The 26,690-nt window shown below is 71.1% G+C and carries 23 protein-coding genes; 18 read left to right on the top strand and 5 right to left on the bottom strand.

The window, feature by feature from the left end:
• Positions 1 to 52: 52 nt before the first annotated feature.
• The 7 genes from HNR70_RS03015 to HNR70_RS02985 all read left to right on the top strand — a co-directional run bounded on the left by HNR70_RS03015 (position 53) and on the right by HNR70_RS02985 (position 6,655).
• Positions 53 to 703: a mismatch-specific DNA-glycosylase gene (locus HNR70_RS03015; RefSeq protein ID WP_184324352.1), complete on the top strand. Its 651-nt coding sequence runs from the start codon at positions 53 to 55 to the stop codon at positions 701 to 703.
• A gap of 156 nt (positions 704 to 859) precedes the next feature.
• Positions 860 to 1,000 (top strand): hypothetical protein, encoded by a 141-nt coding sequence (locus tag HNR70_RS03010; protein ID WP_184324351.1) that lies wholly within the window; start codon positions 860 to 862, stop codon positions 998 to 1,000.
• On the top strand, positions 997 to 2,229 hold the full coding sequence (locus HNR70_RS03005) for a YeiH family protein (RefSeq protein WP_184324350.1): 1,233 nt from the start codon (positions 997 to 999) through the stop codon (positions 2,227 to 2,229). The genes HNR70_RS03010 and HNR70_RS03005 overlap by 4 nt, the downstream gene beginning before the upstream one ends.
• A 152-nt stretch (positions 2,230 to 2,381) precedes the next feature.
• Positions 2,382 to 3,356, top strand: coding sequence for an ATP-grasp domain-containing protein (locus HNR70_RS03000; protein ID WP_184324349.1), 975 nt, complete (start codon positions 2,382 to 2,384; stop codon positions 3,354 to 3,356).
• A 99-nt stretch (positions 3,357 to 3,455) separates the two neighbouring features.
• Positions 3,456 to 4,562, top strand: a complete 1,107-nt coding sequence (locus HNR70_RS02995; RefSeq protein WP_184324348.1) for a baeRF2 domain-containing protein — start codon at positions 3,456 to 3,458, stop codon at positions 4,560 to 4,562.
• A gap of 88 nt (positions 4,563 to 4,650) precedes the next feature.
• Entirely contained in the window at positions 4,651 to 5,061 is a 411-nt protein-coding gene (locus tag HNR70_RS02990; RefSeq protein ID WP_184324347.1) for an aspartate-alanine antiporter-like transporter, read from the top strand.
• Positions 5,062 to 5,263: 202 nt separating this feature from the next.
• The gene (locus HNR70_RS02985) at positions 5,264 to 6,655 is read left to right on the top strand and encodes a TerC family protein (RefSeq protein ID WP_184324346.1); all 1,392 of its coding nucleotides are present in this window, start codon (positions 5,264 to 5,266) and stop codon (positions 6,653 to 6,655) included.
• Between the two features lie 72 nt (positions 6,656 to 6,727).
• On the opposite strand, the gene HNR70_RS02980 is transcribed toward HNR70_RS02985, so the two are convergent.
• Complete coding sequence (locus HNR70_RS02980) at positions 6,728 to 7,456, bottom strand: lysoplasmalogenase (RefSeq protein ID WP_184324345.1); 729 nt, start codon at positions 7,454 to 7,456, stop codon at positions 6,728 to 6,730.
• On the opposite strand from HNR70_RS02980, the gene HNR70_RS02975 reads away from it, so the two are divergent.
• The 8 genes from HNR70_RS02975 to HNR70_RS02940 all read left to right on the top strand — a co-directional run bounded on the left by HNR70_RS02975 (position 7,455) and on the right by HNR70_RS02940 (position 18,054).
• Positions 7,455 to 8,474, top strand: a complete 1,020-nt coding sequence (locus HNR70_RS02975; protein ID WP_281383203.1) for a macrolide 2'-phosphotransferase — start codon at positions 7,455 to 7,457, stop codon at positions 8,472 to 8,474. The genes HNR70_RS02980 and HNR70_RS02975 overlap by 2 nt on opposite strands.
• 296 nt (positions 8,475 to 8,770) lie before the next feature.
• Positions 8,771 to 9,835, top strand: coding sequence for a transglycosylase family protein (locus tag HNR70_RS02970; protein WP_246375134.1), 1,065 nt, complete (start codon positions 8,771 to 8,773; stop codon positions 9,833 to 9,835).
• Between the two features lie 265 nt (positions 9,836 to 10,100).
• Positions 10,101 to 11,942: a DNA/RNA non-specific endonuclease gene (locus HNR70_RS02965; protein ID WP_184324344.1), complete on the top strand. Its 1,842-nt coding sequence runs from the start codon at positions 10,101 to 10,103 to the stop codon at positions 11,940 to 11,942.
• A 465-nt stretch (positions 11,943 to 12,407) separates the two neighbouring features.
• Positions 12,408 to 13,697 carry an MFS transporter gene (locus tag HNR70_RS02960; protein ID WP_184324343.1) on the top strand — a complete coding sequence of 430 codons (1,290 nt, stop codon included), beginning with the start codon at positions 12,408 to 12,410 and terminating at the stop codon, positions 13,695 to 13,697.
• Positions 13,698 to 13,856: 159 nt separating this feature from the next.
• Entirely contained in the window at positions 13,857 to 15,029 is a 1,173-nt protein-coding gene (locus HNR70_RS02955) for a Gfo/Idh/MocA family protein (RefSeq protein WP_184324342.1), read from the top strand.
• Positions 15,030 to 15,140: 111 nt separating this feature from the next.
• Positions 15,141 to 15,989: a sugar phosphate isomerase/epimerase family protein gene (locus tag HNR70_RS02950; protein ID WP_184324341.1), complete on the top strand. Its 849-nt coding sequence runs from the start codon at positions 15,141 to 15,143 to the stop codon at positions 15,987 to 15,989.
• A 195-nt stretch (positions 15,990 to 16,184) separates the two neighbouring features.
• Positions 16,185 to 16,979 carry a MerR family transcriptional regulator gene (locus tag HNR70_RS02945; RefSeq protein WP_246375133.1) on the top strand — a complete coding sequence of 265 codons (795 nt, stop codon included), beginning with the start codon at positions 16,185 to 16,187 and terminating at the stop codon, positions 16,977 to 16,979.
• A 229-nt stretch (positions 16,980 to 17,208) separates the two neighbouring features.
• A complete protein-coding gene (locus HNR70_RS02940) occupies positions 17,209 to 18,054 on the top strand; it encodes a SurA N-terminal domain-containing protein (RefSeq protein WP_184324340.1) in 846 nt (281 codons plus the stop codon).
• A 138-nt stretch (positions 18,055 to 18,192) separates the two neighbouring features.
• Here HNR70_RS02940 and HNR70_RS02935 read toward each other — a convergent pair whose 3' ends face one another.
• The 3 genes from HNR70_RS02935 to HNR70_RS02925 all read right to left on the bottom strand — a co-directional run bounded on the left by HNR70_RS02935 (position 18,193) and on the right by HNR70_RS02925 (position 21,393).
• Entirely contained in the window at positions 18,193 to 19,758 is a 1,566-nt protein-coding gene (locus HNR70_RS02935) for a GMC family oxidoreductase (protein WP_184324339.1), read from the bottom strand.
• On the bottom strand, positions 19,755 to 20,402 hold the full coding sequence (locus HNR70_RS02930) for a hypothetical protein (protein WP_246375132.1): 648 nt from the start codon (positions 20,400 to 20,402) through the stop codon (positions 19,755 to 19,757). The genes HNR70_RS02935 and HNR70_RS02930 overlap by 4 nt, the downstream gene beginning before the upstream one ends.
• A gap of 178 nt (positions 20,403 to 20,580) precedes the next feature.
• A complete protein-coding gene (locus HNR70_RS02925; RefSeq protein WP_184324338.1) occupies positions 20,581 to 21,393 on the bottom strand; it encodes an IclR family transcriptional regulator in 813 nt (270 codons plus the stop codon).
• A 139-nt stretch (positions 21,394 to 21,532) separates the two neighbouring features.
• On the opposite strand from HNR70_RS02925, the gene HNR70_RS02920 reads away from it, so the two are divergent.
• From HNR70_RS02920 to HNR70_RS02910, 3 genes are all read left to right on the top strand, one after another.
• A complete protein-coding gene (locus HNR70_RS02920; RefSeq protein ID WP_184326509.1) occupies positions 21,533 to 21,853 on the top strand; it encodes a putative quinol monooxygenase in 321 nt (106 codons plus the stop codon).
• Positions 21,854 to 22,202: 349 nt separating this feature from the next.
• Positions 22,203 to 23,654, top strand: a complete 1,452-nt coding sequence (locus tag HNR70_RS02915) for an MDR family MFS transporter (RefSeq protein ID WP_312857545.1) — start codon at positions 22,203 to 22,205, stop codon at positions 23,652 to 23,654.
• Between the two features lie 144 nt (positions 23,655 to 23,798).
• Positions 23,799 to 24,293: a flavin reductase family protein gene (locus HNR70_RS02910; RefSeq protein WP_184324337.1), complete on the top strand. Its 495-nt coding sequence runs from the start codon at positions 23,799 to 23,801 to the stop codon at positions 24,291 to 24,293.
• A 3-nt stretch (positions 24,294 to 24,296) separates the two neighbouring features.
• On the opposite strand, the gene HNR70_RS02905 is transcribed toward HNR70_RS02910, so the two are convergent.
• A complete protein-coding gene (locus tag HNR70_RS02905; RefSeq protein ID WP_184324336.1) occupies positions 24,297 to 26,600 on the bottom strand; it encodes a sodium-translocating pyrophosphatase in 2,304 nt (767 codons plus the stop codon).
• Between the last annotated feature and the right edge of the window lie 90 nt (positions 26,601 to 26,690).

Here is a 26,690-nt window from a genome sequence, read left to right as displayed (position 1 = left end):
GCACAGCGTACGTCGGGCGCACTCCCCCGTCGGCCGGACGTAGGGTGGCGGGATGAGCACCCGCCGTCCCTCCCCGCTCGGGGGCCGCAGGCCCACCCGGGCCGAGCTCGCCGACTTCTCAACGCCCGCGACCGACGCCATCGACGACGTGCTGCCGGACGCGGCGCGCGGCGAGGAGCTGCGCCTGCTGATCGTGGGGATCAATCCGGGCCTGTGGACCGCGGCGGTCAACGCGCCCTTCGCCCGGCCCGGGAACCGCTTCTGGCCCTCCCTGCACCGCGCAGGGCTGACCGCCCGCCCCGTCGACGCCTCGACCGGGCTGGACCCCGAGGACGAGGCGGAGCTGCGAAGGCGCGGGATCGGCATCACGAACCTCGTCGGCCGTGCGACGGCCCGGGCCGACGAGCTGACCCGCGAGGAGCTGCGCGAGGGCGGGCGCGCGCTGGTGCGACGGCTGCCCGAGCTGCGCCCGCGCACCGTCGCGATCGCCGGCATCACCGCCTTCCGCACCGCCTACTCCCAGCCGAGGGCACGGCTCGGCAGGCAGGTTCCCGCCGCGATCGACGGCTGGCCGGCAGGGATCGCGCTGCACGTGGTCCCGCAGCCGAGCGGCCTGAACGCCCACGCGACCGTCGACTCGCTCGCGGACGACTGGCGTGAGGTCGCCCTCAGCGCAGGTGTCCTGCGCGCGAACAGCGACTGACCGGTTCCTGACCGCGAGCGGGCGGGCAGGGGTCGCCGTGTGAACGTCCTGTTCATGGACGCCCTGGGCGCCGCTCGATCACCTACAGTGCCTCCAAGACCGGCGCGCGCCGTCCTCCGGACGGCGGCGCGGAGGCACGAGCCCGAAGGAGGCACGGTGAGCAGCAGCGAGCGCCCCGACTACCCCGACGACCACAAGCGGTTCTCTCTGAACGAGGACTGGATCGCCACGATCGTGGGGCTGCTGATCTTCGGCGCCTGCATGCTCGGCCTGATCTCCCCGGAGCTGATCCCGTGAGCGCCGCGGAGCACACCGCCGGGCGAGAGGGGGCCGCCGGCCGCGCAGGCACCGCCGAGGGCCCGGCGAGCACCGCCCCCGTCGAGGGCTCGACCCCTCCCGTGCCGAAGGCCTCCCCGTGGTGGACCGTCGCGGGACTGGTCATCGTGCTGGGCCTCGCCTGGCTCGTCTCCGTCCTCACCGACGTCGTGCCCGCCGCGACCGAGGGCACCGGCTTCGGCCGGGTCGCGAAGTCCATCGAGTACCCGGTCTACGCGATCGCGCTCGGCTTCCTCGGCAACGCGATCCTCACCCTCACCGGGGTGCGGGAGCGGATGACCGCGGCCTTCCGCACTGAGTTCTTCATCAAGATCGGACTCGTGCTCCTCGGCGCGACGGTGAACTTCGCGATCGTGGTCCGCGCCGCGGGCCCGGCCGTGAGCCAGGCGATCCTGCTGATCTCCGCGGTGTTCCTGTTCACCTGGTGGTTCGCCGGGAAGCTGGGCCTGGACGACAAGCTGCGTGCCCTGCTGGCCTCGGCCCTGTCGATCTGCGGCGTCTCCGCCGCGGTCGCCGCCGCCGGCGCCGTGGAGGCGAAGAAGGAGCAGCTCGCCTACACCGCGACCCTCGTCATCGTCTTCGCCGTCCCCTCGATCTTCCTGCTGCCGTGGCTGGCGAACCTGATGGGCCTGTCCCCCGCGGTGACCGGTGCCTGGATCGGCGGCAACATCGACACCACCGCCGCGGTGACCGCCGCGGGCGCGGTCGCAGGCGAACAGCCCCTCCAGATCGCGTCCATCGTGAAGGTCACCCAGAACGCGCTGCTCGGCATCGTCGCGGTGCTGCTGACCCTGTACTTCTCCTACAAGGTCGCCAAGGCCCCCGCGGCCGGCGGCGCGAGCGCCACCGCCGCAGCCACCACGACTCGCTTCGGCGACCGCAGGTCGCTCGCGATGCTCTGGGAGCGGTTCCCCAAGTTCGTGCTCGGCTTCCTGCTCGCCTCCGTGATCGCCACGGTGCTCGGCGAGTCGCTGCCGGCCGCGGTGCTCGAGCCGCGTCTGGACGCCGCCAAGGAGATCCAGGTCTGGGCGCTGACCCTCGCCTTCGTCTCGATCGGCCTGGAGTTCAACGCGAAGAGCATCAAGGAGTCCGGCTGGAAGCCGATCCTGGTCTTCTTCGTCGCCACGCTCGTGAACCTCGTGGTCGGCCTCGGCCTCGCACTGCTGCTCTTCCGCGACTTCACCTTCTGAGCCCGCGACGGCCCGCCCGCCCGAGCCGGGCCGGCCCGCCTGCTCCGCTCGCCTCGCGGCCGTCCCCGTCACATCGGGGGCGGCCGCGCTGTCGTGCGTGGAGGAACTCGTCTACCCTGAAGGAGAACTTTGACCCCTCCCAGGAGACGATGATGCCTGCTGCTGTGCACGTCCTGCACGACAACCCCGACTGGCTCCCGCCCTTCCGCGCCGCCTTCGAGGCCGAGGGCGTGCCGCTCGTGGAGTGGCACCTCGGCCAGGGCACCCTCGACCTCGACGAGGAGCCGCCCACGGGCGTGTTCTGGTCCCGGCTCAGCGCCTCCTCCCACACCCGCGGCGCCTCGCTCGCGAAGGACGCCGCCCGCTCGCTCACCGCCTGGGCCGCCTCGTGGGGGCGCCGGGTCGTCAACGGCGGCGCCGTCCCCGACCTCGAGGTCTCCAAGGTCCTCCAGCACGCCGCGCTGCGCCGCGCCGGCTTCGACGTGCCGCGCACCCGCGCCGTCATCGGCCGCGAGGGCCTCGTCGAGGCGGCCCGCGACCTGCCCACCCCGTTCCTCACCAAGCACAACCAGGGCGGCAAGGGCCTCGGTGTGCGCCGCTTCGAGGATCACGCCTCCTTCGCCGCGCACGTGGCGAGCGACGAGTTCGAGGACGCGGCCGACGGGATCACCCTCCTGCAGGAGCTGCTGGTCCCCACGGAGACCGCGATCACCCGCGCCGAGTTCGTGGGCGGGCAGTTCGTCTATGCGGTGCGGGTGGACACCTCGCAGGGCGGCTTCGAGCTGTGCCCCGCGGAGGCCTGCGCACTCCCGTCGGCCGAGCCGATGTTCCGTGTGCGCGAGGAGATCACCGCCGAGGATCCGCTGATCCGCCGCTACGCGGCACTGCTGGACGAGCTCGGCATCGAGATCGCCGGGATCGAGTTCATGACCACTTCCGACGGCCGCACCGTCACCTACGACATCAACACCAACACCAACTACAACCCCGACGTCGAGAACGCCCTCGAGGTGCCCGCGGCCCGGCGGATCGCCCGCTACCTCGGCGGGCTGCTCGCCGCGGAGGAGTCTGGGGCGGGGGCGGCGGACGGCGCCCTCCTCGCGGGGGCGGGATCCTCCTTGCGGTGACCCCTCTCACGTGCCAGGGTTGACCGGACCCGCAGCGGGTCGCGGCTCCGGGCACGGTCGCCCGTCCGCCCCGCCTCTGACCCACATCGGAGGTCCTCCGTGAAGCTTCCCTGGCTCGCTCCCGTCGTCGACCATCCCGGCCCCCTCGTCTCGGTCCACCTGGACACCACGCGCACGGATCCCCAGTCGGCCGGGGAGCTGGAGGCGCGATGGGCCCGGCTGCGCTCCCAGCTCGCGGCCGACGGGACCCCGCAACCCATGCTCGAGGAGATCCAGGAGAGCGTGCTGGCTCCCTCGCCGCTCGGCGGCCGCCACGGGCGCTCCCTGTTCGCCACCGACTCCGAGATCCTGCTGGACCGGGTGCTGCCGGTGCCGCCGCTGGCGGAGTCCGTGCACCGCGGAGAGTTCGCCCAGCTGCTGCCGCTGCTGCGACTGACCCCCTTCGCGATCTCCCGCCTGCTGATCGTGGTGGACCGCGCCGGCGCCGATCTGCACCTGCGCGCCCCCTCGAACCCCTCCCTCACCGGCGCCCCGAACGGCGAGGATGCGGACACCCGCATCGAGGGCGGGCACGACGATCTGCACAAGGGCTCCCGCAGCGGAGGCGTCCAGCACGGCTGGCGGGCCGACAACTTCGAGGCCCGCGTCGAGGACTCCTGGGAGCGCAATGCCGACGCGGTCGCCGCCGCGGTCGAGAAGGTGCTGCGCGAGCAGCACCTCGACATGGTGATGGTCTCCGGGGACGTGCGCGCGATCGGTCTGCTCAAGGAGGCTCTCGGACGGGAGACGCGAGCGCGGCTGCTCGAAGTGCCGGGCGCCGCGCGGGGCACGGCTCTGGACCGCGGTCCGTTCCGCGAGGCGCTCAGCCGTGCGGTCGCCGATTTGACCGCGCAGCGCCAGCACGAGCTCGCGACCCGCTTCCGCGAGAGCCAGGCGCGCGACGGCGCCTCCGTGGCCGGGGCGGCGGAGGTCGCCCAGGCCCTCGCCCGCGGCCAGGTCGAGGAGCTCGTGTTCGTCAGCGGCCACGAACCGGCCGGTATCGAGGAAATGCTGCGCACGGCGCTCGCGACCGACGCGGCCGTCTCCGCCCTCCAGGAGGACACGGGCGGGATCCCCGAGGGCGTCGGCGCGCTCCTGCGCTGGCGCGACGGCACCACCCCCTCGAACTCGATCGGATCGATGTCGGGGGATGCGCGCCGGGAGTGAGGGGCTCGATGAGACAGATCCTGGGTCTTGTCTCTCACATGTGCCCGCACCCCGCGTGAGGCGTGGAGCAGGCCGTTAGGCTCCGAGCGTGATCGACGCCCTCGCCCAGCTCCTGGCCGACAACCTCCTGCTGACCCTGTTCCTCGTCATCGCGGCCGGTGCCGCGTTCGGCGCCATCCCCTTCGGACCGCTGAGGTTCGGAGCGGCCGGCGCGCTGCGGGTCGGCTTGGTGCTCGGCGCCGTGCGACGCACCGGCGTGACCGCCTGGCAGCTGCCCCGTCAGGCCAACTTCACCCTGCGCAAGTTCGGGCTGATGCTATTCCTCGCCTCGGTGGGACTCGCCTCCGGACCCGCCTTCATCTCCACCGCGTTCACGCTCACGGGCCTGCAGGCCGTGGCGCTCGCGGTGATCGTCAGCATCGCCGGGTGCGGCTCGTTCCTGCTGTTCTCCTGGCTGCTCGGCCAGTCCCCCGCCCGGGCCGCCGGCGGCGGGACGTGACTCTCCCCGCATCCCCCAGGGGATGCCCTACCGGCGCCCAGGAAGGTCCGGGTAGACTCCCGCACGGCAACGGGGGAGTATCCGCCACGCTGCGCACGTCAGCACGGGGACCATCGATGGGCCCCCGGGCGCAGCGGCCCGTCGAGCAGATCGACGGGTGGAGAGACCCGGGTCAGCCTCACCCGACCCGGAAAGCAGATCCATGACCGTCTCCCCCTTGATCTGGGCCGTCACCATCATCGTGGTGATCGGGCTCCTCGCCTTCGACTACATCTTCCACGTGCGCAAGGCCCACGTCCCCACGCTGCGCGAAGCGGCCGTCTGGTCCGCGATCTACGTGGGCATCGCCCTGCTGTTCGGCGTGCTCGTGCTGATCTTCGGCGGCGTGGACATGGGCACCGAGTACTTCGCCGGGTACGTCACCGAGAAGGCGCTCTCGGTCGACAACCTCTTCGTCTTCCTCATCATCATCTCGAGCTTCGCGGTGCCCCGTGAGGACCAGCAGAAGGTGCTGTTGTTCGGCATCACCTTCGCGATCATCGCCCGCTCGGGCATGATCGCCATCGGCGCCGCCGCGATCGACGCCTTCTCGTGGGTCTTCTACCTCTTCGGCGCGATCCTCCTGTTCACCGCGCTCAAGATGATCGTCGAGGAGATCAAGGGCGAGGACGAGGAGGAGCAGAAGGACGGCATCTTCGTCCGCCTGGTGAAGAAGGTCCTGCCCGCCACCGACGAGTACGACGGCGACAAGTTCTTCACCATCGAGAACGGCAAGCGCGTCCTCACCCCGATGCTGCTGGTCATGATCGCCATCGGCGCGACCGACATCATCTTCGCCCTGGACTCGATCCCCGCGATCTTCGGCCTCACCCAGAACACCTACATCGTCTTCACTGCGACCGTGTTCTCGCTGCTGGGCCTGCGCCAGCTGTACTTCCTCATCGACGGCCTGCTGGACCGCCTCGTGTACCTCTCCTGGGGCCTGTCGATCATCCTCGCCTTCATCGGCGTGAAGCTCGTCGTCCACGCCCTGCACGAGAACGAGCTGCCCTTCATCAACGGCGGCGAGGCGGTCCACGCGATCCCCGAGATCACCACCGGCTTCTCCCTGACCGTCATCCTCGGCGTCCTCGTCGTCACCATCGTCGCCTCGCTGCTCTCCCCCAAGGGCCGGGCCCAGGCGGCCGTGAACAACGCCCATCGCGAGGCGCAGGCGTACATCGAGATGACCTACGCGTCCTTCGAGCAGAAGCGCGACGCGATGTACGAGCAGATGCTCGCCCACGAGAAGATCGTGGACAGCCTGCCCGCGAAGTACGAGGACATGGTCGTCGCGGAGAAGAACGTGCGAGAGCTCCTCGCCGACGCCCATCGCATCCACGACCTGCGCACCTCCCACAACGAGCGCGGCGAGCGCTCCGACGAGCAGCCGGACGGCCTGATCGTCACCCGTGAGGACGGGACCGTCGCCACCGACCCCAGCGGCAACGTCGTCACCGTCGCCGAGGAGCGGGAGCTGCGCGAGAAGAAGGAGGCCAAGCGCCGCGAGCGCGAGCGCCATCGCGAGGAGTACGAGGCCGCGAAGCAGTCCTGACCGGCCCGCTCCCCACGGCTCTGCTCCCCACGGCTCAGCAGTTCACCGCGAAGCGGCCCGTCGCCCCTCGGCTCACCGGGGAGCGGCGGGCCGCTCCGCGTCCCGGATCACGGCGAGCACCAGCAGCACCTGCGCCGCGATGTAGGTGGCCATCACCCACACGCTGTGGGCGGGAAGGGCCAGCACCTCGAAGGTGTTCAGGGCGATGAGCGCGTCGGAGACGACGAACACCGCACCCCCGACCGCTCCGAGGCGACCGAGGCCCGTCGCCAGCACTGCCATCGCACAGATCGCCAGGGCGTACACGATCACCGCCGGCAGCAGCGCGCTGGCCGCCGGGGCGCACAGACCCACGATCACCACCACCGCTGCGACATAGGGCAGCATCCGCGGCGGGCGGGTCAGCACGGAGCGGCGCCACCGCGGGAGGAAGGCGAGGGCGTAGACCAGCTGCGCGAGCAGGAAGCTGCCGAGCATGGCGAGGAACTGGGCCTGGCCATCGACGAAGCGCGGCAGGGTGTCCCCCGCCCAGGACAGGGAGAGGGCGAGCAGGGCCAGGCGCACCAGGCGCGGGCGCGGGGCGCGGGTCGCTGTCCACAGCACCGCGGCGAGCGCCGGCATGAGCAGCACCTGGGTGAGGTCCGCGGTGCCCTGGGCGCGCAGTGCCTGGGCGGCGAGGTGCACGAGCGCGGGCACCGTGCCGAGCAGGGCGAACAGGGCGAGGGACGGGCGCGAGGTGCTGACCGCGGCACCGTCTGCGCCGCTGGTGCCGTCCGACTCCTTGCGGATGCTCCCTCGCATGGCCGCGATCCTACGCGCCGTGCCGCGGGAGGCCCTGGCCATGCAGCGGGAGGACGCTGGCCTCGCAGTGGGAAATCTCTGGCCGCGCACCGTGGGCATCGGCCACACTGGGGCGATGCCGATGGACCCCTCCCCCGCCGACCTCGAGTCCCTCCTGCACCTCGCCGCGTCGCACGGACTGGCCCTGGACCCCGCGAGCGTGCGCACCGAGGAGGTCGGCCTCGATTTCCGCGTCGCCTTCGGCCGGGACGCGGAGGGCGCCGACTGGGTGCTGCGCATCCCCCGCCGTCCCGACGTGATGGGTCGCGCGGCGGTCGAGGGCCGACTGCTGAACGTCCTCGCACCTCACCTCGACGTGCGGGTCCCCGACTGGCGGATCACCGCCGAGGATCTGATCGCCTACCCCCTGCTGCCCGGGGAGCCCGGCCTCACCGTCTCCGCCGACGGGGAGGTCGAGTGGGCGATCGACATGTCCTCCCTCCCCTACGCCGACTCCCTCGGCACCCTCGTGGGCAGGCTCCACGGCATGGATCCCGAGGAGGCGGCCCGGACCGGGATCGAGGTCCGCTCCCCCGAGGAGGTCCGCGACGGGTGGCGGACCGACCTCGGCCGCGTCGCGGAGGGGTTCACGATCGCACCGGCGCTGCGGGAGCGGTGGGAGGCCTGGATCGGCGAGGACTCCTACTGGCCGGACCACAGCGTTCTCACCCATGGTGAGCTCTACCCGGGGCACACCCTGGTCGTGGGCGAGCAGATCTCCGCGGTACTGGACTGGACCACCGCCGCCGTGGGCGACCCCGCCCGCGATCTGATGTTCCAGCGGGCGAGCGCCCCAGCGGAGGCGTTCGAGGCGACGCTGGAGTCCTATGCCGCGGCCGGAGGGAGGCCGTGGCCACGGATCGGCGAGCACTGCGCGGAGATGTACTCCGCGTCCCCGCTCGCCTACGGCCTCTTCGCCCTGGAGACCGGTCAGGAGGAGCATCGGCAGGCGGCGGCCGCCGCCCTGGATCCGCGATGACTCGCTGCGCTTCGGGATGAGCAGGAGCACCCAGGAGTGACCCGGACCACGCCATGGAAGATGGCTCACATTGAGGCGCCCCGGCCGCAGGGCTCCACACGTCCCCACAGGTCACAGCGTCTTCCGGCCGACGGAACGAGCTCCCGACCCGGGGTCGCACGGGTCAAGGAGCGGTCAAGTCCGGCCCGTCGGCCTTGCCCGGAGGGGGCGGGGGGCTCCTACGGTGTCGGACGTCCGAGAGGTCGGCCGCGCCCCTGCGTGCGCGGCGGCCACCCACGATGTGAGAGGACGATCCCTTGTCCAAGCACAGCACCCACCCCCAGCGCACCCCGCGGGCCACTGCCCTTCGCCGCGGGTTCTCCCGCTCCGCGGTCACCCTCGCCGGCGGCGCCGTGATCGCCTCAGGGATGGTCGCCGCGACCACCACCTCCGCCTCGGCCGCGACCGGCTGGGACGAGGTCGCCGCCTGCGAGTCCGGCGGCGACTGGTCCATCAACACCGGCAACGGCTACTACGGCGGCCTGCAGTTCCGGCAGTCCACCTGGGAGGGCTACGGCGGCACGCAATACGCGCCGCGCGCCGACCAGGCCTCCAAGAGCCAGCAGATCGCCGTGGCCGAGCGTGTGCTCGAGGGCCAGGGCGCGGGCGCCTGGCCCGTCTGCGGCGTCGCCCTGAGCGGCGGCGCGAACACCTCCTCCGCCCCGGCCGAGCAGCAGCAGGAGGCCCCGGCCGAGGAGCAGGCCCCCGCTGAGGAGCAGCAGGAGGCTCCCGCCCAGGAGCAGGAGCACGCCCCGGGCTCGCGCGAGTCCGAGCAGCAGGCGAACCGCTCCACCGAGCGTCAGAGCTCCGAGCCCCAGGGCGACTGGAGCTGCGACGGCGACGGCATCGCGGACAACTGCGACGAGAACGGCTTCACCAAGGAGACCGAGCAGAAGAGCGAGCCGAAGCAGGAGTCCTCCTCCAAGGAGTCCGGCGCGGAGCAGTCCGAGTCGAAGACGCAGTCCGAGTCGAAGGAGTCCTCCTCGCAGGACGCGGTCGCGCAGCCCGAGAAGACCCAGGGCGCCACGGGCTCGGAGGCCACCGGTGACCTCTCCGTCGCCGGCACCCTCGAGGTCGACGGGAAGATGGGCCCCAAGACCATCACCGCTCTCCAGGACTGGCTGAACGTGGAGCAGACCGGTGAGATGGACGAGGAGACCACCCTCGCCCTCCAGGCCTGGGCCAAGGCTGACCAGGACGGCGTGATCGGTCCGAAGACCGTCGCCGGCCTGCAGCACGAGATCGGCGCCACCCAGAACGGTTCCGAGGAGATCGACGAGGACACCGTCACGGTCCTCCAGATGTTCCTGAACCTCTACTGATCCCTCGCGTCCGCCGCACGGTCCACGGACCGTGAGGCCGCGAAGATCGCCCCGGGACGGCCGGGTCACCCCTGCGGGTGACCCGGCCGTTCGACGTCCTGCTCCTTCACCGCCACCTGTTCCGTCACCTGTCCCGTCACCTGAGGGCCGTCCGCCTGTCATCCCCGAGGGCCACACTGGTCGTGCCGGATGACCGCACGGCACCGGCACAGGTGCATGCATCACGACTGCGAGCACCACGGCTGCGAGCTCAGGGGGAGATGGGATGGCGGAGGAGCGGACGGACATCGCGACGATGCGGGACTGGGTCCGCCGCTGGGGGCGGTTGCACCTGGCGGACCCCAACGTCACGTCCGTGGGCGTCGGGATCAAGGAGACCGGCGGAGAGCCCACCGGAGAGGTGTGCATCCAGTTCACGGTCCGGGAGAAGCTCGCCCCCGCCGCGCTCGAGGCGGCCGCGACCCGCGCCCTTCCCGAGAAGCTGCGGATCCAGACCGTCACCGTCCCCACCGACGTCGTCGAGCGCTCCTTCGTCCCGGCCCACCGGGTGGTGCCCGAGGCGGCGTCGGACGAGCGCACCGAGCGCCTGGACCCGGTGCGTCCCGGGCTCAGCATCTCCCACCCCACCGTCTCCGCCGGCACCCTCGGTGCGATCGTGCACGACCTGCGCAGCGGGGAGCCGGTGATGCTCTCGAACTGGCACGTCCTGCACGGACCGGCAGGCGCCATCGGCGACGAGGTGCTGCAGCCCGGCACCCACGACGACAACTCCGGCGATCCGCGCAACGTCGTCGGCCGCCTGCTCCGCTCGCACCTGGGTGCCGCCGGCGACGGCGCGCTCGCCTCCCTCGAGCACCGGGGCGCCGACCCCTCGATCCTCGCCCTGGAGGTGGTGCCCGAAGAGATCGCGGATCCCGAACTCGGCGACCGCGTGGTGAAGTCGGGGCGGACCACGGCGGTGAGCCATGGCGTTGTCTCCCGCGTGCACGTGATGGTGGCGCTGGACTACGGCGACGGAGCCGGCGAGCGCTCCATCGGCGGCTTCGAGATCGCGCCGGACCCGCGGCGCGAGGCCGAGCAGAACTCGCTGAGCGACGGGGGCGACTCCGGCGCGGCGTGGATGCTGAAGTCCGGCAACGGGCGCACCTCGACGGTGCTCGGCGGGATCCACTTCGCCGGCTCGGACACTCCCGACGGCCGTGAGCGGGCGCTGGCGAACTACGCCTCCTCCCTGCGGGACAAGCTCGGGTTCTCCCTCTCCCCCGCGACCGCCGCGGCCCGCGCCGCGCAGGAGGTAGCGGCGCGAGGCTGCGACCCGGACTTCCTCCTCCATCCCGTCGTCCCGCCGGAGCTGTCGCAGGCGCACCGGGAGGACGCCGCCCGGCTCGACGGGGAGGTGCTGATCCCCTACACCCACTTCTCCCTCGTGCAGTCGGCCTCGCGCCGCTTCGCCCGGTTCGTGGCCTGGAACATCGACGGCGGGCGCCTGCGCCGGATCGACCGCGCCGGGCAGCGGTTCCGGCTGGACCCGCGCCTGCCCGAGGAGGTGCAGGTCGGGGAGGACCTGTACCGCGGCAACGACCTCGACCGCGGACACATCGCCCGCCGCGCGGATCTCACCTGGGGCACCGATGCGGAGGCACGGCGCGCCAACGAGGACTCCTTCCTCTTCCCCAACATCGCTGCGCAGATGGCCCGCTACAACCAGTCCGGCCGCGGCGGGGTGTGGGGGCAGGTCGAGAACTCCCTGTTCGAGCAGGTCGAGGTGCAGCAGCTGCGCGCGAGCGTGGTGGGCGGGCCGATCCTGGCGGAGCACGACCGCGAGTACCGCGGCGTGCAGATCCCCGGGGCGTTCTTCAAGGTCGTCTACTACGTCGTCGGCGAGGAGCTGCGGGCCCAGGCCCTGCTGCTCGCCCAGGACCTCACGGGGCTCGAGCGGCTGGACCTCTCCTCGTTCTCGACCTATATCGTGGATCTGGCGGACCTCGAGGAGCGCACCGGTCTCGCCTTCGCCCCCGCGGCCGACGGGCGCTCCGACAGCGGGGCCGCCCGGACGCAGGCCGCCGGCCCGGTCCTCCTGGAGAGCGCCGACGACATCCCGTGGTGAGGGGCGGGTCCGTCGGCCGGTGATGAGGCGCGGGCCCGTCGGCCGATGGCGCGCCGCAGGCGCCCATCACCCTGGCAACCATGGCAACTCGCGGCAATGCAGCCCCTCCGCGACGGACCAGCCGCTCGGGTGACGCAGGTCTCTCCGCGATCCTCCGCGCGGAATGCCAGGTGAGAGTCGTTTTACTCATCGGTATACAGATGCGGCGGTGTGACGGCCGATTGCAACCGCTGGCAACAACAGTTGCCGACTCGGGCCCTCCTCCAGACTCAAGCCACTCGCCGACGCGGCCTGCGGCCCGCGGCGAACGAGCGACGCGGAACCCCCGCGTGCACCGGACGCACCGACGTTCCCGCTGCTCAAGGATGAGCCCGAAGGAGCACGACGACGAGCACCACCGCAGATTCAGTCCCTGCGCAGAAGAAGGACGTCCGGCCCTTCGGCTGGCGCGACAAGATCGGTTACATGTTCGGCGACTGGGGGAACGACTTCACGTTCATCCTGCAGTCGACGTTCTTCCTGATCTTCTACACCAATGTGATGGGCATCAGCGCCGCGCATGTCGGCTTCCTGCTGTTCTTCGCCCGCATCCTCGACGCGTTCACCGACGTCGGCGCGGGCCGCCTGATCGACGTCATGAAGCCGGGCCGCTCGGGTCGCTTCAAGCCCTGGCTGCTGCGGATCTGCGTGCCGGTCGCCGTGGCCGCCGTCCTCATGTTCTCCCCCTTCCTCGCGGATGCGGAGTACGGGGCGCGCCTGGCCTGGATGATCGTCACCTACATCCTGTGGGGCTCGATCTGCTACACCCTGATCAACATCCCCTACGGTTCGATGGCCTCGGTCATCTCCAACAAGCCCGGTGAGCGCGCCTCGCTGTCGGTGTTCCGCTCGCTCGGTGCGACCCTCGCGAACCTCGTGATCTCCGTGGTGCTGCCGCTGATCGTGTTCGTCCAGGTCGACGGCCAGTCCCAGATCTCCGGCAGCCGCATGTTCTTCGCCGCCGCGGCCTGCGCGGTCCTCGCGGTCTTCTGCTACCTCATGTGCTTCGCCAACGTCGAGGAGCGCATCGCGACCCCGCCGAAGCCCAAGGAGGAGCGCATGGGCTTCGGGCAGCTGTTCGGCACCCTGCTCACCAACCGCGCCCTGACCGGTCTGATCGCCGGCGCCCTGATCATGCTCATGGGCATGATGCTGATCAGCCCGATGATCACCTACGTCTACAACGACTACTTCAACAACGGCCGGATGCTGTCGCTGGTGAACCTCGTGGGCCTGCTGCCCACCCTGCTGTTCGTGCCGCTGGGCGCGTGGCTCGCCAAGACCTTCGGCAAGCGCGAGGTCGGCGTGGCCGGCATGGTCCTCGCCCTGGTCTCCGGCATCCTCCTGTTCGTCCTCAAGACCGACAACCCGTACGTCTTCATGGTCGGCTACGCCGTGTTCATGTTCGGCATCGCGGCGCTGAACGTCCTGATCTGGGCCTTCATCACCGACGTGATCGACTACCAGGAGATCCGCACCGGGGAGCGCAATGACGCCACCGTCTACTCGCTGTACTCCTGGGCCCGCAAGCTCGGCCAGGCCCTGGCCGGCGGCATCTCCGGCTGGGCGCTGGGCTGGATCGGCTACCAGTCCGGCGGCGTGGCCGGTCTGATCGTCGCCACGTGGTACCCGCTGTCCAAGAAGCGGGTCGAAGAGAACGTCAAGATCCTCGAGGAGCGTCATGAGGCGGCGGCCGAGACCGCTCCCCAGGACTGATCCCTGATCGTCGGCGGTCCCGCTCGTGGGGCCGCTGACGTGTATAGGGTCGAAGGGTCCGGACAGCGTCGTCGGGTCCATTCTTCTACCACATCCGAGAACCATCACCTGCGGCGGGCCGGACCCGGCCCGCCGCCCTCACGGAAGCACGGAGACACCATGTCGGAGAAGAACGTCCGTCTCGGCATCATCGGCCTCGGCGCCCAGGGCGGCATGTACGCCGGCGTCATCAGCGAGGGCAAGGTCGAGGGCATGACCCTCGGCGCCATCGCGGACATCGACCCCGCGAAGAAGGAGGTGGCGGCCGAGAAGTACCCCGGCATCCCCTTCTACGACGACTACATCGCGATGCTCGACTCCGGCGACGTCGACGCCGTGGTCACCACGGTCCCCCACTTCCTGCACTCGGAGATGACGATCACTGCAATCGGCAATGGCGTCCACACCCTCACCGAGAAGCCCGCGGGCGTGTACACCAAGCAGGTCGACGAGATGAACGAGTTCGCGGCCGCGCATCCCGCGACCACCTTCGCGATCATGTTCAACCAGCGCACCAACCCCGTGTACATGGACCTCAAGGCGCTGATCTCCTCCGGCGAGCTCGGCAAGCTGCGCCACACCTCCTGGATCATCACGACCTGGTGGCGTCCGCAGGCCTACTACGACCAGTCGGCCTGGCGCGCCACCTGGGGCGGCGAGGGCGGCGGCGTCCTGGTCAACCAGGCGCCCCATCAGCTGGACCTGTGGCAGTGGCTCGCCGGCACCCCGAAGAAGGTCTTCGCGAAGCTCGTCTTCGGCTTCCAGCGCGACATCGCCACCGAGGACGAGGTCAACGCGGTCGTGGACTTCGGCGAGGGCGCCACCGGTCACTTCCTGACCTGCACTAACGACATCATCGGCACCGACCGCCTCGAGTTCCTCTTCGACAAGGGCAAGGTCGTCGTCGAGGACTCGAAGAAGGTCACCATCACCCGCCTGAAGCAGGACGAGCGCTCGCTCTCGGACGGCATGTCCGCCGAGGACGTAGGCCGCCTGTTCATGGGCAAGATCGACACCGCCGACCTCTACGAGACCGAGGTCAAGGAGTACGAGTCGGTCTGGGGCCAGCAGCACATCGACGTCCTGACCAACTTCGCCGCCCACATTCTCGACGGCACCCCGCTGATCGCGGACGGCGACGAGGGCATCAACGGCGTGCGTCTGGCCTCCGGCATGCAGCTGTCGGCCTGGACCGGTCGCGAGATCGACCTCGTGGACTACCCGGCCGACGAGTACCTGGCCGAGCTGAACAAGCGCATCGAGGCCGAGGGCAAGTTCCCCACCCGCTCCTGAGCGCACGCACCGCGACCCGGCGCCGACGATCCCGTCGGCCCGGGTCGCGGCGCACCCGCACGACATCCCGGATCCTCGCCGCAGAACCGCACACTTCGAAGGAGAACACCCATGCCCGTCCTCGGACTCCAGCTCATGATGCTCAAGGACCAGATCAACGAGAAGGGGATGTACGAGGTCCTGCGCCAGGTGCGCGAGCTCGACATCGACGCCGTCGAGGTCTCCCAGGTGGAGATGACCGACGAGCTCATCGACGACCTCGTGCGCGGCAAGGAGGACTTCGGCGTCGAGACCGCGTCGATGAGCGCTTCGATCGCCCCCGGCGGCAACGGCTTCGCGCTCGAGACCGAGTTCGACCGCGCCGTCGAGGCGTGCCGGAAGACCGGCTCGCGCTTCCTGCGCATCGGCATGATGCCCTTCGGCGCCATGACCTCGAAGGAGGCCTGCGAGGAGTGGGCCGCGTCGGTCGAGCCCTACGCCGCCCGCCTCAAGGAGGAGGGCATCACGCTGTGCTACCACAACCACCACGTCGACCTCATCCAGTTCGACGGCGAGCGCATCTTCGACATCGTGCGCCGGGTCGCCCCCTCGCTGTTGTTCGAGGTGGACCTCCATTGGGTCCAGCGCGGCGGCATGGCGCCGCTGGACATGCTCGAGGCCTACGCCGGTGCCTGCAAGCTCATCCACGTCAAGGACTTCCGCATCGCCCCGATGCCTGCGGACGCCGTGAAGCGCTTCGAGGCGGGCGAGATGGACATGAAGGAGTTCTACGGCACCTTCCTGTCGCTGTCGCAGTTCGCCGAGGTGGGCCAGGGCAACATGAATTGGCCCGCGCTGCTGCCCGCCGCCGAGAAGGCCGGCGCCGAGTACTTCCTCATCGAGCAGGACGACACCTACGGCCGCGACCCGATCGACTGCATCCGCGAGTCCCGCGAGTACCTGAAGTCCATCGGGTACTGAGAGTCCTTCGACTGCTGAGTCCTCGCGCTCGCAGCCCCGCTCCCCCGGCGCCCGCCTCCCGTCACCGACGGGACGGCGGCCGCCGTCGTTCCCGGATCCGGCCGCTGATTCGCCTTGCGCTTGACGCGACGTCAAGGGACAGGATGGTGCTCGCGCCGCCCGGAGAGACCGAGCGGCAGACGGAGAAGAGCACCGATGACGACGGAGCCGATGGCGAAGGAGGACGGCATGACGCAGCGCGAATTGTCGATGCAGGAGGTCGTGCGGACCACCGGCACCACCAGCCGCACCCTGCGCCACTACCAGCAGGTGGGCCTGCTGGCGCCGTCCCGCACCGGACCGGGCGGGCTGCGGTTCTACGACCGCGACGGCCTGCTGCGTCTGCAGCGCATCCTCGTGCTGCGGGAGCTGGGTCTGGGGCTGCCCGAGATCGGGCGCGTGCTCGATGCGCAGCGCGATGTCGCCACGGCCCTGCGCGAGCACGTGGAGGCGCTGGAGCGGGAGCAGGACCGGCTCGCCCGGATCACCGGCTCGGTGCGGGAGACCCTTCGCCGGCTCGAGAGAGGAGAGGCCCTGATGGCCGAGGACATGTTCGACGGGTTCGACCACACCGCGCACCGGGAGGAGGTGGAGCAGCGCTGGGGAGAGCAGGCCTGGGCCGACTCCGACCGCTGGTGGCGCGCCCTCGACGACACCGCGCGGCAGGGGTTCCAGGCGGAGTTCGAAGCGGTGCTGGGCGGCTTCGCCGACGCCGAGAAGCGCGGCCTCGCCCCGGAGGACGAGGAGGTGCAGACCCTCACCGCGCGCCTGCACGCCTGGGTCGCCGCGGGCTGGGGCGGGCGCTCCCCGGGAGCGGACGCTTTCGTGGGGCTCGGCGACATGTACGTCGCCGACGAGCGCTTCAGCCGCACGTTCACGGTCGACGGCCGCGCCCTCGCACCCTTCGTGCGCGACGCGATGGTCGTCCACGCCCTCGCGCACCTCGACTGAGAGGGCGGGAGGCGGGGGACCGGCGGGCGCGACCAACGGGCGCGGCCGACGGGCGCGGACGGGGCGCCTCGTCGGCCGACGTGATCCCGGTCTCGGCCTGGGCCGGTCCCCTCTCCCCCGCTGTGCGCTCCGGGAACGCGGATTCCCGTGCCGGACCTGGGTGTTCCCTCCTCGCGTCGTCCGGGCGCGGCGCGTACCGTCGCCCGGGCCATCGACCTAAGGAGGCACAGTGAAGGTCCCCAGCACCTCGACCCTGCGGCGCGCCCTCGCCGCGCTCACCCTCACCGCCGCGCTCGGCCTGACCGCCTGCAGCGGGCAGGACGCCGGCTCGTCGGGCGCGAGCGACGGCGGCGGCGAGGCGGCCCGGGCCGCCTCCGACGCCGGCGGCTCGTCGGCCGACGGAGGCACGAGCGACGGAAGCGCCGCCGACGGGACTGCGGCCGACGGGACCCAGCAGGCGGCCGAGGCGGACGTCAGCGACGTCCCCGACGTCGTCGCGACGGTCAACGGCGAGGACATCACCAAGGACGACTTCGTCCCGGTCTACCAGGGCCAGTACCAGCAGCTGTCCCTGCAGGCCCAGCAGGGCGGGGAGCCGGTCGACGAGGCCGCGCTGCGCACCCAGGTCGCCGAGCAGATGGTGGACAACACCCTGCTGCAGCAGGGCGCGGCCGATGCCGGCATCGAAGCCGGCGAGGACGACATCGACCAGATGCTCGAGCAGATCGCCCAGCAAGCCGGACTCGGCTCCGGCGAGGAGGTCGTCCAGACCCTCGCCGCGCAGGGTGTGAGCGAGGAGCAGGTCCGAGCGGACGCCGCCACCCAGTACGAGATCACCGAGTACATCGCGCAGGAGGCCGACCTCACCGAGCCGACCGAGGACGAGCTGCGCGCCCAGTACGACGCCCTCGTCGAGCAGCAGACCCAGGCGGGCGTCGCCGAGGAGGAGATGCCGAGCTTCGAGGAGCTGCGGGACCAGCTGGCCCAGCAGGCGACCCTCCAGCAGCAGAACGAGGCGGCGGCGACCCTCGCCGCCCAGCTGCGCGAGGCCGGGGACGTCACCGTCAACGTGTGACCGGCCGGCAACGTCTGACCAGGCGGCAACGTCTGGCCGGCCAGCAGCGTCTGACCGGGAGGGCGCGGCCCCCGCGCGACCGGGAGGGTCCGGCGGCCCCGTCGGCCGTCCGGACCCTCCCGGCTCACGCTCCTGTGCTCACACGTCCCCGGTGCGCAGCGCCTCCACGAGGTACTCGGCCTGGCGGATCGCGAGCGCCACGATCGTCAGGGTCGGGTTCGCGGCGGCGCCGGTGGTGAACTGCGAGCCGTCGGAGATGAACAGGTTCGGCACGTCGTGCGCCCGGCCCCACTTGTCCACCACGCCGTCCTCGGGCCGTTCGCTCATGCGGCAGGTGCCGAGGTTGTGGGTGGACGGGTAGGGGGTGGTGCGGTGGGTGCCCACCGCGCCGACGGAGCGGTACAGCTTCTCGGCCTGCGTGTACGCGTGCTCGCGCATCGCCACGTCGTTGGCGTGGTCGTCGAAGTGGACGTGCGCGACGGGCAGGCCGTGCTGGTCGCTGACCGTGGAGTCCAGCGTCACGGCGTTGGACTCCTGCGGCATGTCCTCGCCCACGAGCCAGCACCCAGCGGTGTTGCGGTACGCGTCCAGCAGTCGCGTGAAGTCCGGGCCCCAGGCGCCGGGCTCGACGAAGGTGGCCAGGAACGCCGGCCCCAGCGCGATGGTCTGGATGAAGTAGCCGCCGGCGAAGCCGCGGGTGGGGTCGTGCACCGATTCGTCGCTGATGCAGCCGGCCATCGTCTCGCCGCGGTGCATGTTCACCGGCTTGTCGAACTGCGCGTACACGCTGCCGGTCATGTGGCGCATGTAGTTGCGCCCCACCTGGCCGGAGGAGTTCGCGAGCCCGTCGGGGAACAGCGAGGAGCTGGACAGGTGCAGCAGGCGCGGGGTCTCGATCGAGTTGCCCGCCACGCACACGAGCTTCGCGGCCTGGCGGTGCAGGTTCCCCTCGCTGTCCAGGTACAGCACCGCATCGACCTTCCCGGTGCGGTCGTGGAGGATCTGGGCGACATGGGACTCGGGCCGCAGGTCCAGCTTCCCGGTCGCCAGCGCCCGCGGGATCTCGCGGACCATGGTCGACCACTTCGAGCCGCTCTTGTCGCCCTGGAAGTTGAAACCGTCCTGGATCGAGGCGGGGCGGCCGTCGTAGGGCTCGGCGTTGGTGCCGTAGGGGCCGGTGGCGTAGTAGCGGTAACCGAGGTTCTCGGCGCCGGCGGCGAGGACCTTGTAGTTGTTGTTCGCCGGCAGCGGCGGGCGGCCACCGGTGTGCGTGGAGCCGATCGCGTCCTCGGCGCGGGTGTAGTACGGCGCGAGCTCGTCATAGGTCAGCGGCCAGTCCAGCAGGTTCGCCCCGTCGATGCGGCCGTAGACGCTGCGGGTGCGGAACTCGTGGGGCTTGAAGCGCGGGGTCGCGCCGGACCAGTGGGTGGTGGTGCCGCCCACGGCCTTCACGATCCAGGCGGGCAGGTTCGGGAAGTCCTTGGCGATGCGCCACGAGCCGGAGGTGGTGCGGGTGTCGGTCCAGGCCATCTGGTCGAAGGCCGCCCACTCGAGGTTCATGTAGTCCTCGTTGCGCAGGTACGGGCCGGCCTCGAGGAGCACGCACTCGATGCCCGCCTTCGTGAGCTCGTAGGCGAGGGTGCCGCCGCCGGCACCGGAGCCGACGATGACGACGGCCTCGGTGGAGTGGTCGATGGTGGTCATGCCCGTCCCTTCCCGGTCCCCGTGCGCCCGGCACGGACCTTGCTCTGTCCGGCCGGGACGGCGGCGCCCCGGACGCTGGTGGTGGTCGCCGATCGCGGGAGGTCGGAGACGACGTGCTGCAGCGGCTCGCCGTCGTACTCCTCGATGCGGGGATCGGGCAGCCAGTCGAGGTCGTCGAATCCGCGGTGGAGGTAGCCGCCCTTGTCGAAGGACGGGCCCTCGTAGCCGAGCACCTCCCACACCTCCTCGTCCTCGTAGAGGCTCACCACCACGCTCTGGCGCACGAACCCGAAGAAGGTGGTGTGCTGGACGCGCAGCAGCAGCGGCAGCGCCTCGGCCGGACTCAGGTCCGTGAAGGCACCGCCGGCCAGAGCCTGGAGGGAGTCCAGGCCCTGGGCGAGCTTGACCCGCATCCAGGCGGTGGCGTCGGCCGACTCCTGCACGGTCGCCGCGGCGCGGCGGTAGGCGCTCTCGGGCACCCCCTCGTGCGGGAAGGCCGCCCGGATCAGGGCGACCAGGGTCTCGGTCGCCTCGTCGGTCCCTTCGATGTCGTTGACTGCCTCGTCCGTGACGGCTCTGTCGTTCACTGCTCTGTCGTTCATGGCTCTGTCGTTCACGGCGTCGTCGCCGCGCGGTGCGCTCATGGCGTCCCCTTCCACTGCGTCCTCGTCAGTGCGCGGATCACCGTTCGTGATCCGGCTCACACGCTAGGGGTGGGGCGGCGGCGTCCACAATCGCCGTTATCGCGGGGCGAGAACGGGGGTGGGCGCCCGCACTGGGGTGCGGCCGACGGGCTCTCGCGGGTGGGCGGCGCAGCGCGGCTCAGTGCTGCTGGGGACCGCCGCGGTAGGCGCGGCCGGCACGGGAGGCGCAGGCGCGCACACGGTCCTCGACGTGCCGCATCCGGCCCTCATAGGCGGCGACCGGCGCGGAGACCGCGACGGTGCCCACCAGCATCCCGTCGTCGGCCTTGATGGTCGCGGCCAGACAGCTGGTGCCCGGCACGAACTCCTGGTGCTCCCAGGCGATCCCCCGCTCGGCGATCTCGACGAGCTGCGCACGCAGGGCGACGGGATCGGTGAGGGTGCGGTCGGTGTGGGCGCGCAGCGGACCTGCGCCGAGGTACTCCTCCTGCTCCTCGGGCAGCAGCGAGGCCAGCCCAGCCTTGCCGAACGCGGTCGCGTGCGGGCTCTCGTGGAAGCCGAACGTCAGCGGCGAGAGCCGGGGCGCCTTCGGGGAGTCGACCACGTGCACCACCACGAAGTCGCTGCCGCGGTGGATCGCGAGGTACGAGGCCATGCCGAGGTCGCGGTGCATCGCATGGATCTCCTCGCGCACGGCACGCGGCACCCCGAGGTCCTGGTGGAGGCCGACGGCGAGGCGGTGGAGCCCGTACCCGAGCGCGAAGCGCTTCTCCCCGCGCAGGTGCACGAGATAGCCGGCGCGGATCAGTTCCTGAGCGAGACGGTAGACCGTGGGCAGCGGGATCCCGGTCGCGTCGGCGATGCCGCGGGCGGTGCTGCTGCCGTGTTCGGCCACCGCCTCCAGCACCGCGATCGCCCGGCCGATCTGTCCGGGCTGACCGGGCTGGCCGCTCTCCCCCACCCGGACGTCCGAATCCTTCGTCGAGGTCATCATCGCCCTCCTCCTCTCGCCCATTGTGCCCCACCCCCCTTCTTGCCCTGCGAGAATCACGGTTCCGCCCCCGCGCGACGGAGGGGCAGGCTGTACGTGACACCGAGTGCAGGACCGCTCCTGCAGAGAGGACCCGATGATGATCCTGATCAACGTGAAGTTCCCCGTGAAGCCCGAGTACGCCGACCGCTGGCCCGAGATCGCCGAGGAGTTCACCGAGGCGACGCTCGCGGAGCCCGGCAACAAGTGGTTCGAGTGGTCGCGCTCGGTCAAGGAGCCGAACACCTACGTGCTCATCGAGGCGTTCACCGACGAGGGCGCCGGCCCCCACGTGAACTCCGACCACTTCAAGAAGATGCAGGACGAGTTCCCGCAGTACCTCGCCGCCCAGCCGCAGATCATCTCCCAGCAGGTCGACGTCGAGGACTGGGCCCCGATGGGCGAGGTCACCGTCGACTGACCTCCCTTCGAGGACAGCCGCCGACGGTTCGACGGGGCGCGGCGCGGGGACACCCGCGCCGCGCCCCGTCCCCGTCGGCCGCCCTCCCGCGTCGGCCGCCCTCCCCCGTCGGCCGCCCTCCCCCGTCGGCCGCCCTCCCCCGTCGGCCGCCCTCCCCCGTCGGCCGCCCCGCCCCGTCGGTCGAGACCCATCCCCTCCGACCAGACCTTGCACCCGGTGCAACTTCCCGCCTAGGGTCGAGCGGAGGATCAGCGCCGACCCTCGCCCGTCCCTCGCCCCGATCAGCGGGGGACGGCGCGCGGAGCAGCAGCGCGAGGAAGAAGGCCCATTGACGACCGAGACTGGTGAGGTGCCCGCCGTGAACGGCGAGAACGAGCACGGCAGGAGCGACAACGACTCCGCGCCGATGGCGGCGGACCCGAATCTCGTGATGGCGGTCCTGCTGGCCGGCGCGTTCGTCATCATCCTTAACCAGACCCTGCTGAACACCGCGCTGCCCGCGTTCATGGCGGACTTCGGCATCTCGGCGAACTCCGCCCAGTGGGTCACCACGCTGTTCATGCTGGTCAACGGCATCATGATCCCGGCGACCGCGTTCCTGATCGAGAAGTTCTCCACCCGCACGATGTTCTTCGCAGCGATGGGTGTGTTCGCCCTCGGCACGGTCATCTGCGCGATCGCCCCGGTCTACGCGGTGCTCCTGGTGGGGCGCGTGGTCCAGGCCGCGAGCGGCGGCATGATCATGCCGCTGATGCAGACGATCCTGTTCGCGCTGTTCCCGATCCACCGCCGCGGCGCCGCGATGGGAACCTTCGGGCTCGTGATCTCCTTCGCCCCCGCGATCGGGCCCACCCTGTCCGGCTTCGTCGTGGACCACTGGTCCTGGCGGGTGCTGTTCGTGATGATGCTGCCGATCGCGCTCGGCGCCCTGATCTTCGCCGCGTTCACCCTGCGCAACGTCACCGAGCAGACGAACCCGCGCCTGGACGTGCACTCGCTGATCCTGTCCACCCTCGCCTTCGGCGGGCTGCTGTTCGGCTTCAGCACCGCGGGCACCGCCGGCTGGGCGAGCGCGACCACCCTCGTGCCGCTCCTCGTCGGCGCCCTGGCGCTGGCCTGGTTCGTGCGCCGCCAGCTGCGTCTCGAGGAGCCGCTGCTCGAGCTGCGTGTGCTCGCGAACCCCATGTTCACCCTCGGCACCGTGCTGGGCATGCTCGTGTTCATGGCGATGATCGGCGGGATGCTGATGATCCCGCTGTTCATGCAGAACATGAGCGACTTCACCGCCATGGAGTCCGGGATGGTGCTGCTGCCCGGCGCGATCATCATGGGCGTCATGTCCCCCGTGACCGGGCGGATCTTCGACCGCTTCGGCGCCCGGGCGCTCGCGATCATCGGCTTCGCGCTGCTGACGGTGACGAGCGTGCTGCTGGCCCGGCTGAGCCCGGACACCACCTTCGCGTACATCGCGATCGTCAACGCGGTGCGCATGCTCGGCACGGCGATGGTGATCATGCCGGTCACCACCGCGGCGCTGAACCAGCTGCCGCAGCGGATGATCCCCCACGGCTCGGCCGTGAACAACACGCTGCGCCAGGTCGCCGCGTCCATCGGCTCCGCGGTGCTGGTCACGGTGATGACCGTCGCGGCGAAGGATCCGGCCGAGTTCGGGCCCGAGGGGCCGATCCACGGCGTGGACGTCGCCTTCCTGGTCTCCGGCGGGATCGCGCTCGTGGGCCTGATCGGCTCGTGCTTCCTGCGCCACTCGACGCCGAGCGAGGTCGTCATCGAGGACGAGTGAGCCCTCGGCACAGCTCACTTCGCGGAGCACCCCGCGGTCGCTCCCGATGACGGCGCATGGCGCGGATGACGGCCTGTGACGGCGCGGTCCCAGATCGGGGACCGTCCCGGCATCTGCGGGCACCGGGGTCCTAGAGTGAATTCCATGCTGACCGACATCGCTCTCCGTGAGGCCTTCTCCCACTTCCCCCAGGGCGTGGTGCTGATCGGGGCCGAGATCGACGGGCTCTACCACGGGCTGGTCGCCTCGACCTTCACCGTCGGGGTGTCCCTGGACCCGCCGCTGGTGTCCGTGGCCGTGCAGCACACCTCCCAGACCTGGCCGGCGCTGCGCGAGCACGGTCATCTGGGCGTGACGGTGCTCGGCAAGGAGCAGATGTCCATCACCCGCCAGCTGTCGGGGAAGGACCGCGAGCGTCGCTTCGACGGGGTCGACGTCGAGGTCGACGAGGGCGGCGCGCTCGTGCTCACCGGGGCCCCGGCGTGGATGACCGTGCGGGTGCACGACCAGATGCGCGCGGGCGATCACGACATGGTGCTGCTGGAGGTGCTCAGCATCGACAGCGTCTCGGACGCCGAGCCGATGGTCTTCCATCGCAGCCGCTTCGCGGAGCTGCGGGTGGAGAGCCCGACCGGCTGACGCTCACCCCTCCGCGGCGTCCTCCTGCACGGCCCGCTCCTCGACGGGCTCCTCCCCCAGGTCCACGTCGCGGCCGAGGGAGAACCATACGGCCACCGCGATCGCGAGCAGGGCGACCCCCGCGATCGCGAAGCGCAGCGGGTTCGGGTCGCCGCTCAGCGCCGACATCCCCACCACCGCCGGGGCGATGAGCACGGCGACGAGGTTCATCACCTTCAGCAGCGGGTTGATCGCCGGGCCGGCGGTGTCCTTGAACGGGTCGCCGACGGTGTCGGCGACGACGGTCGCCTCGTGGGCGGGCGAGCCCTTGCCGCCGTGGACCCCGTCCTCGACCATCTTCTTGGTGTTGTCCCAGGCCCCGCCGGAGTTGGCGAGCATGATCGCCATGAGCACGCCAGTGGCGATGGCCCCGGCGAGGTAGCCGGCGAGCGCCGGTGCGCCGAGGCCGAAGCCGACCGCGATCGGGGAGGCGACGGCGAGCAGGCCCGGGGTGGCCAGCTCGCGCAGGGAGTCGCGGGTGACGATGTCGACGACCCGGCCGTACTCGGGCTTGCCGGTGCCCTCCATGATCCCGGGGATCTCGCGGAACTGGCGGCGCACCTCCATCACGACAGCGCCGGCGGCACGGCCGACGGCGCGGATCGCGAGGCCGGAGAACAGGAACACGACCGAGCCGCCGACGATGACGCCGACGAGGGTCTGCGGCGCGAACACGACGGCCTGGTCGAGGAACGTCTGGTAGCCGTCGCCGAGCACGCCGTGGATCGCGTCGGTGTAGGAGCCGAACAGGGCGGTCGCGGCGAGGACGGCGGTGGCGATCGCGATGCCCTTGGTGATGGCCTTGGTGGTGTTGCCGACGGCGTCGAGCTCGGTGAGGACCTGGGCGCCCTCCTCGTCCACGTCCCCGGACATCTCGGCGATGCCCTGGGCGTTGTCGGTGACCGGGCCGAAGGTGTCCATCGCGACGATGACGCCGACGGTGGTGAGCAGGCCGCAGCCGGCGAGCGCGATCGCGAACAGTCCGGTGACGCCGGCGCCGCCGAGCAGGAATGCGCCGAACACGGCGGCGGCGATCACGAGCGCCGTGAACACGGCAGACTCGAGGCCGAGGGCGAAGCCGGAGAGGATCACGGTGGCGGCGCCGGTGCGGGAGGAGCCGGCGACCCCGCGCACGGGCCGGTCCTCGGTGGCGGTGTAGTGGCCGGTGAGGTTCAGGATCAGCACGCCGAGGACGATGCCGATGACCACGGAGGCGGAGGCGATGATCCGCGGGTCGTCGATCGCGGCGGTGGTGTTCTCGATGCCGAGCTCGGCGAAGCTGCCGGGCAGGTGGACGAACGCGGCGATCGTGCACATCACCGCGGAGAGGATCGCGGAGAGCAGGAAGGCGCGGCGGATGATCTTCAGCGCGCTCACCCCGGCCTTCGGGGAGGTGAGGTAGATGCCGATGAGCGCGGTGACCACGCCGGTGGCGGGCACGACGAGCGGGAACACGAGCCCGGCCTCGCCGAAGGCGGCGCGGCCCAGGATGAGCGCGGCGACCAGGGTGACGGCGTAGGACTCGAAGAGGTCTGCGGCCATGCCGGCGCAGTCGCCCACGTTGTCGCCGACGTTGTCGGCGATGGTCGCGGCGTTGCGGGGATCGTCCTCGGGGATGTTCTGCTCGACCTTGCCCACCAGGTCCGCGCCGACGTCGGCCGCCTTGGTGAAGATGCCGCCGCCGACCCTCATGAACATCGCCACCAGCGCCGCCCCGAACCCGAAGCCCTCGAGGACCAGCGGCGCGTTCGCGCGGAAGACCAGCACCACGATCCCGGCGCCGAGCAGGCCGAGCCCGATCGTCGCCATGCCCACGCACGCTCCGGTGCGCACCGCGATGAGCATCGCGGGATCGCGTCCGCTCTCCTCGGCCGCGGCGGCGACGCGCACGTTCGCGCGGACGGCGAGCCACATGCCGAGGTAGCCGATGGTGCCCGAGAACGCGGCGCCGACGAGGAAGGCGATCGAGCGGGCCGCGCGCAGCAGCATCCCCTCGGTGCCCGCGGCGCCGTGCGCGGGCAGGAGCAGCAGGAGCACGAAGGCGACGACGGCGAAGACCCCCAGGGTGCGCAGCTGACGGCGCAGGTACGCGGCGGCGCCCTCCTGCACGGCCTCCGCGACCTGGTTCATGGCGTCGGTGCCGGTGCGGGCGCGCAGCACCTCGGCGCGGAATCGCAGCGCCATCGCCACCGCGATCAGGGCGATCACCACGACCACCGCGACGGTGATCATGCTGCCGGAGGAGAGCGTGATGGTCTCGGGATTCATAGGTCCTCCGCACGTCGTCGTGAGCCGGGATCCTGCGGACCGCGCTCCACGGTGAGCATCGGTCCAGGTGAGGCAGAGTAGTCCTGATCG

It is taken from the genome of Brachybacterium aquaticum, assembly GCF_014204755.1.
Lineage (GTDB): Bacteria > Actinomycetota > Actinomycetes > Actinomycetales > Dermabacteraceae > Brachybacterium > Brachybacterium aquaticum.
Note: the sequence above shows the minus strand (reverse complement) of the source record. Positions and strands in the feature narration are given on the sequence as shown.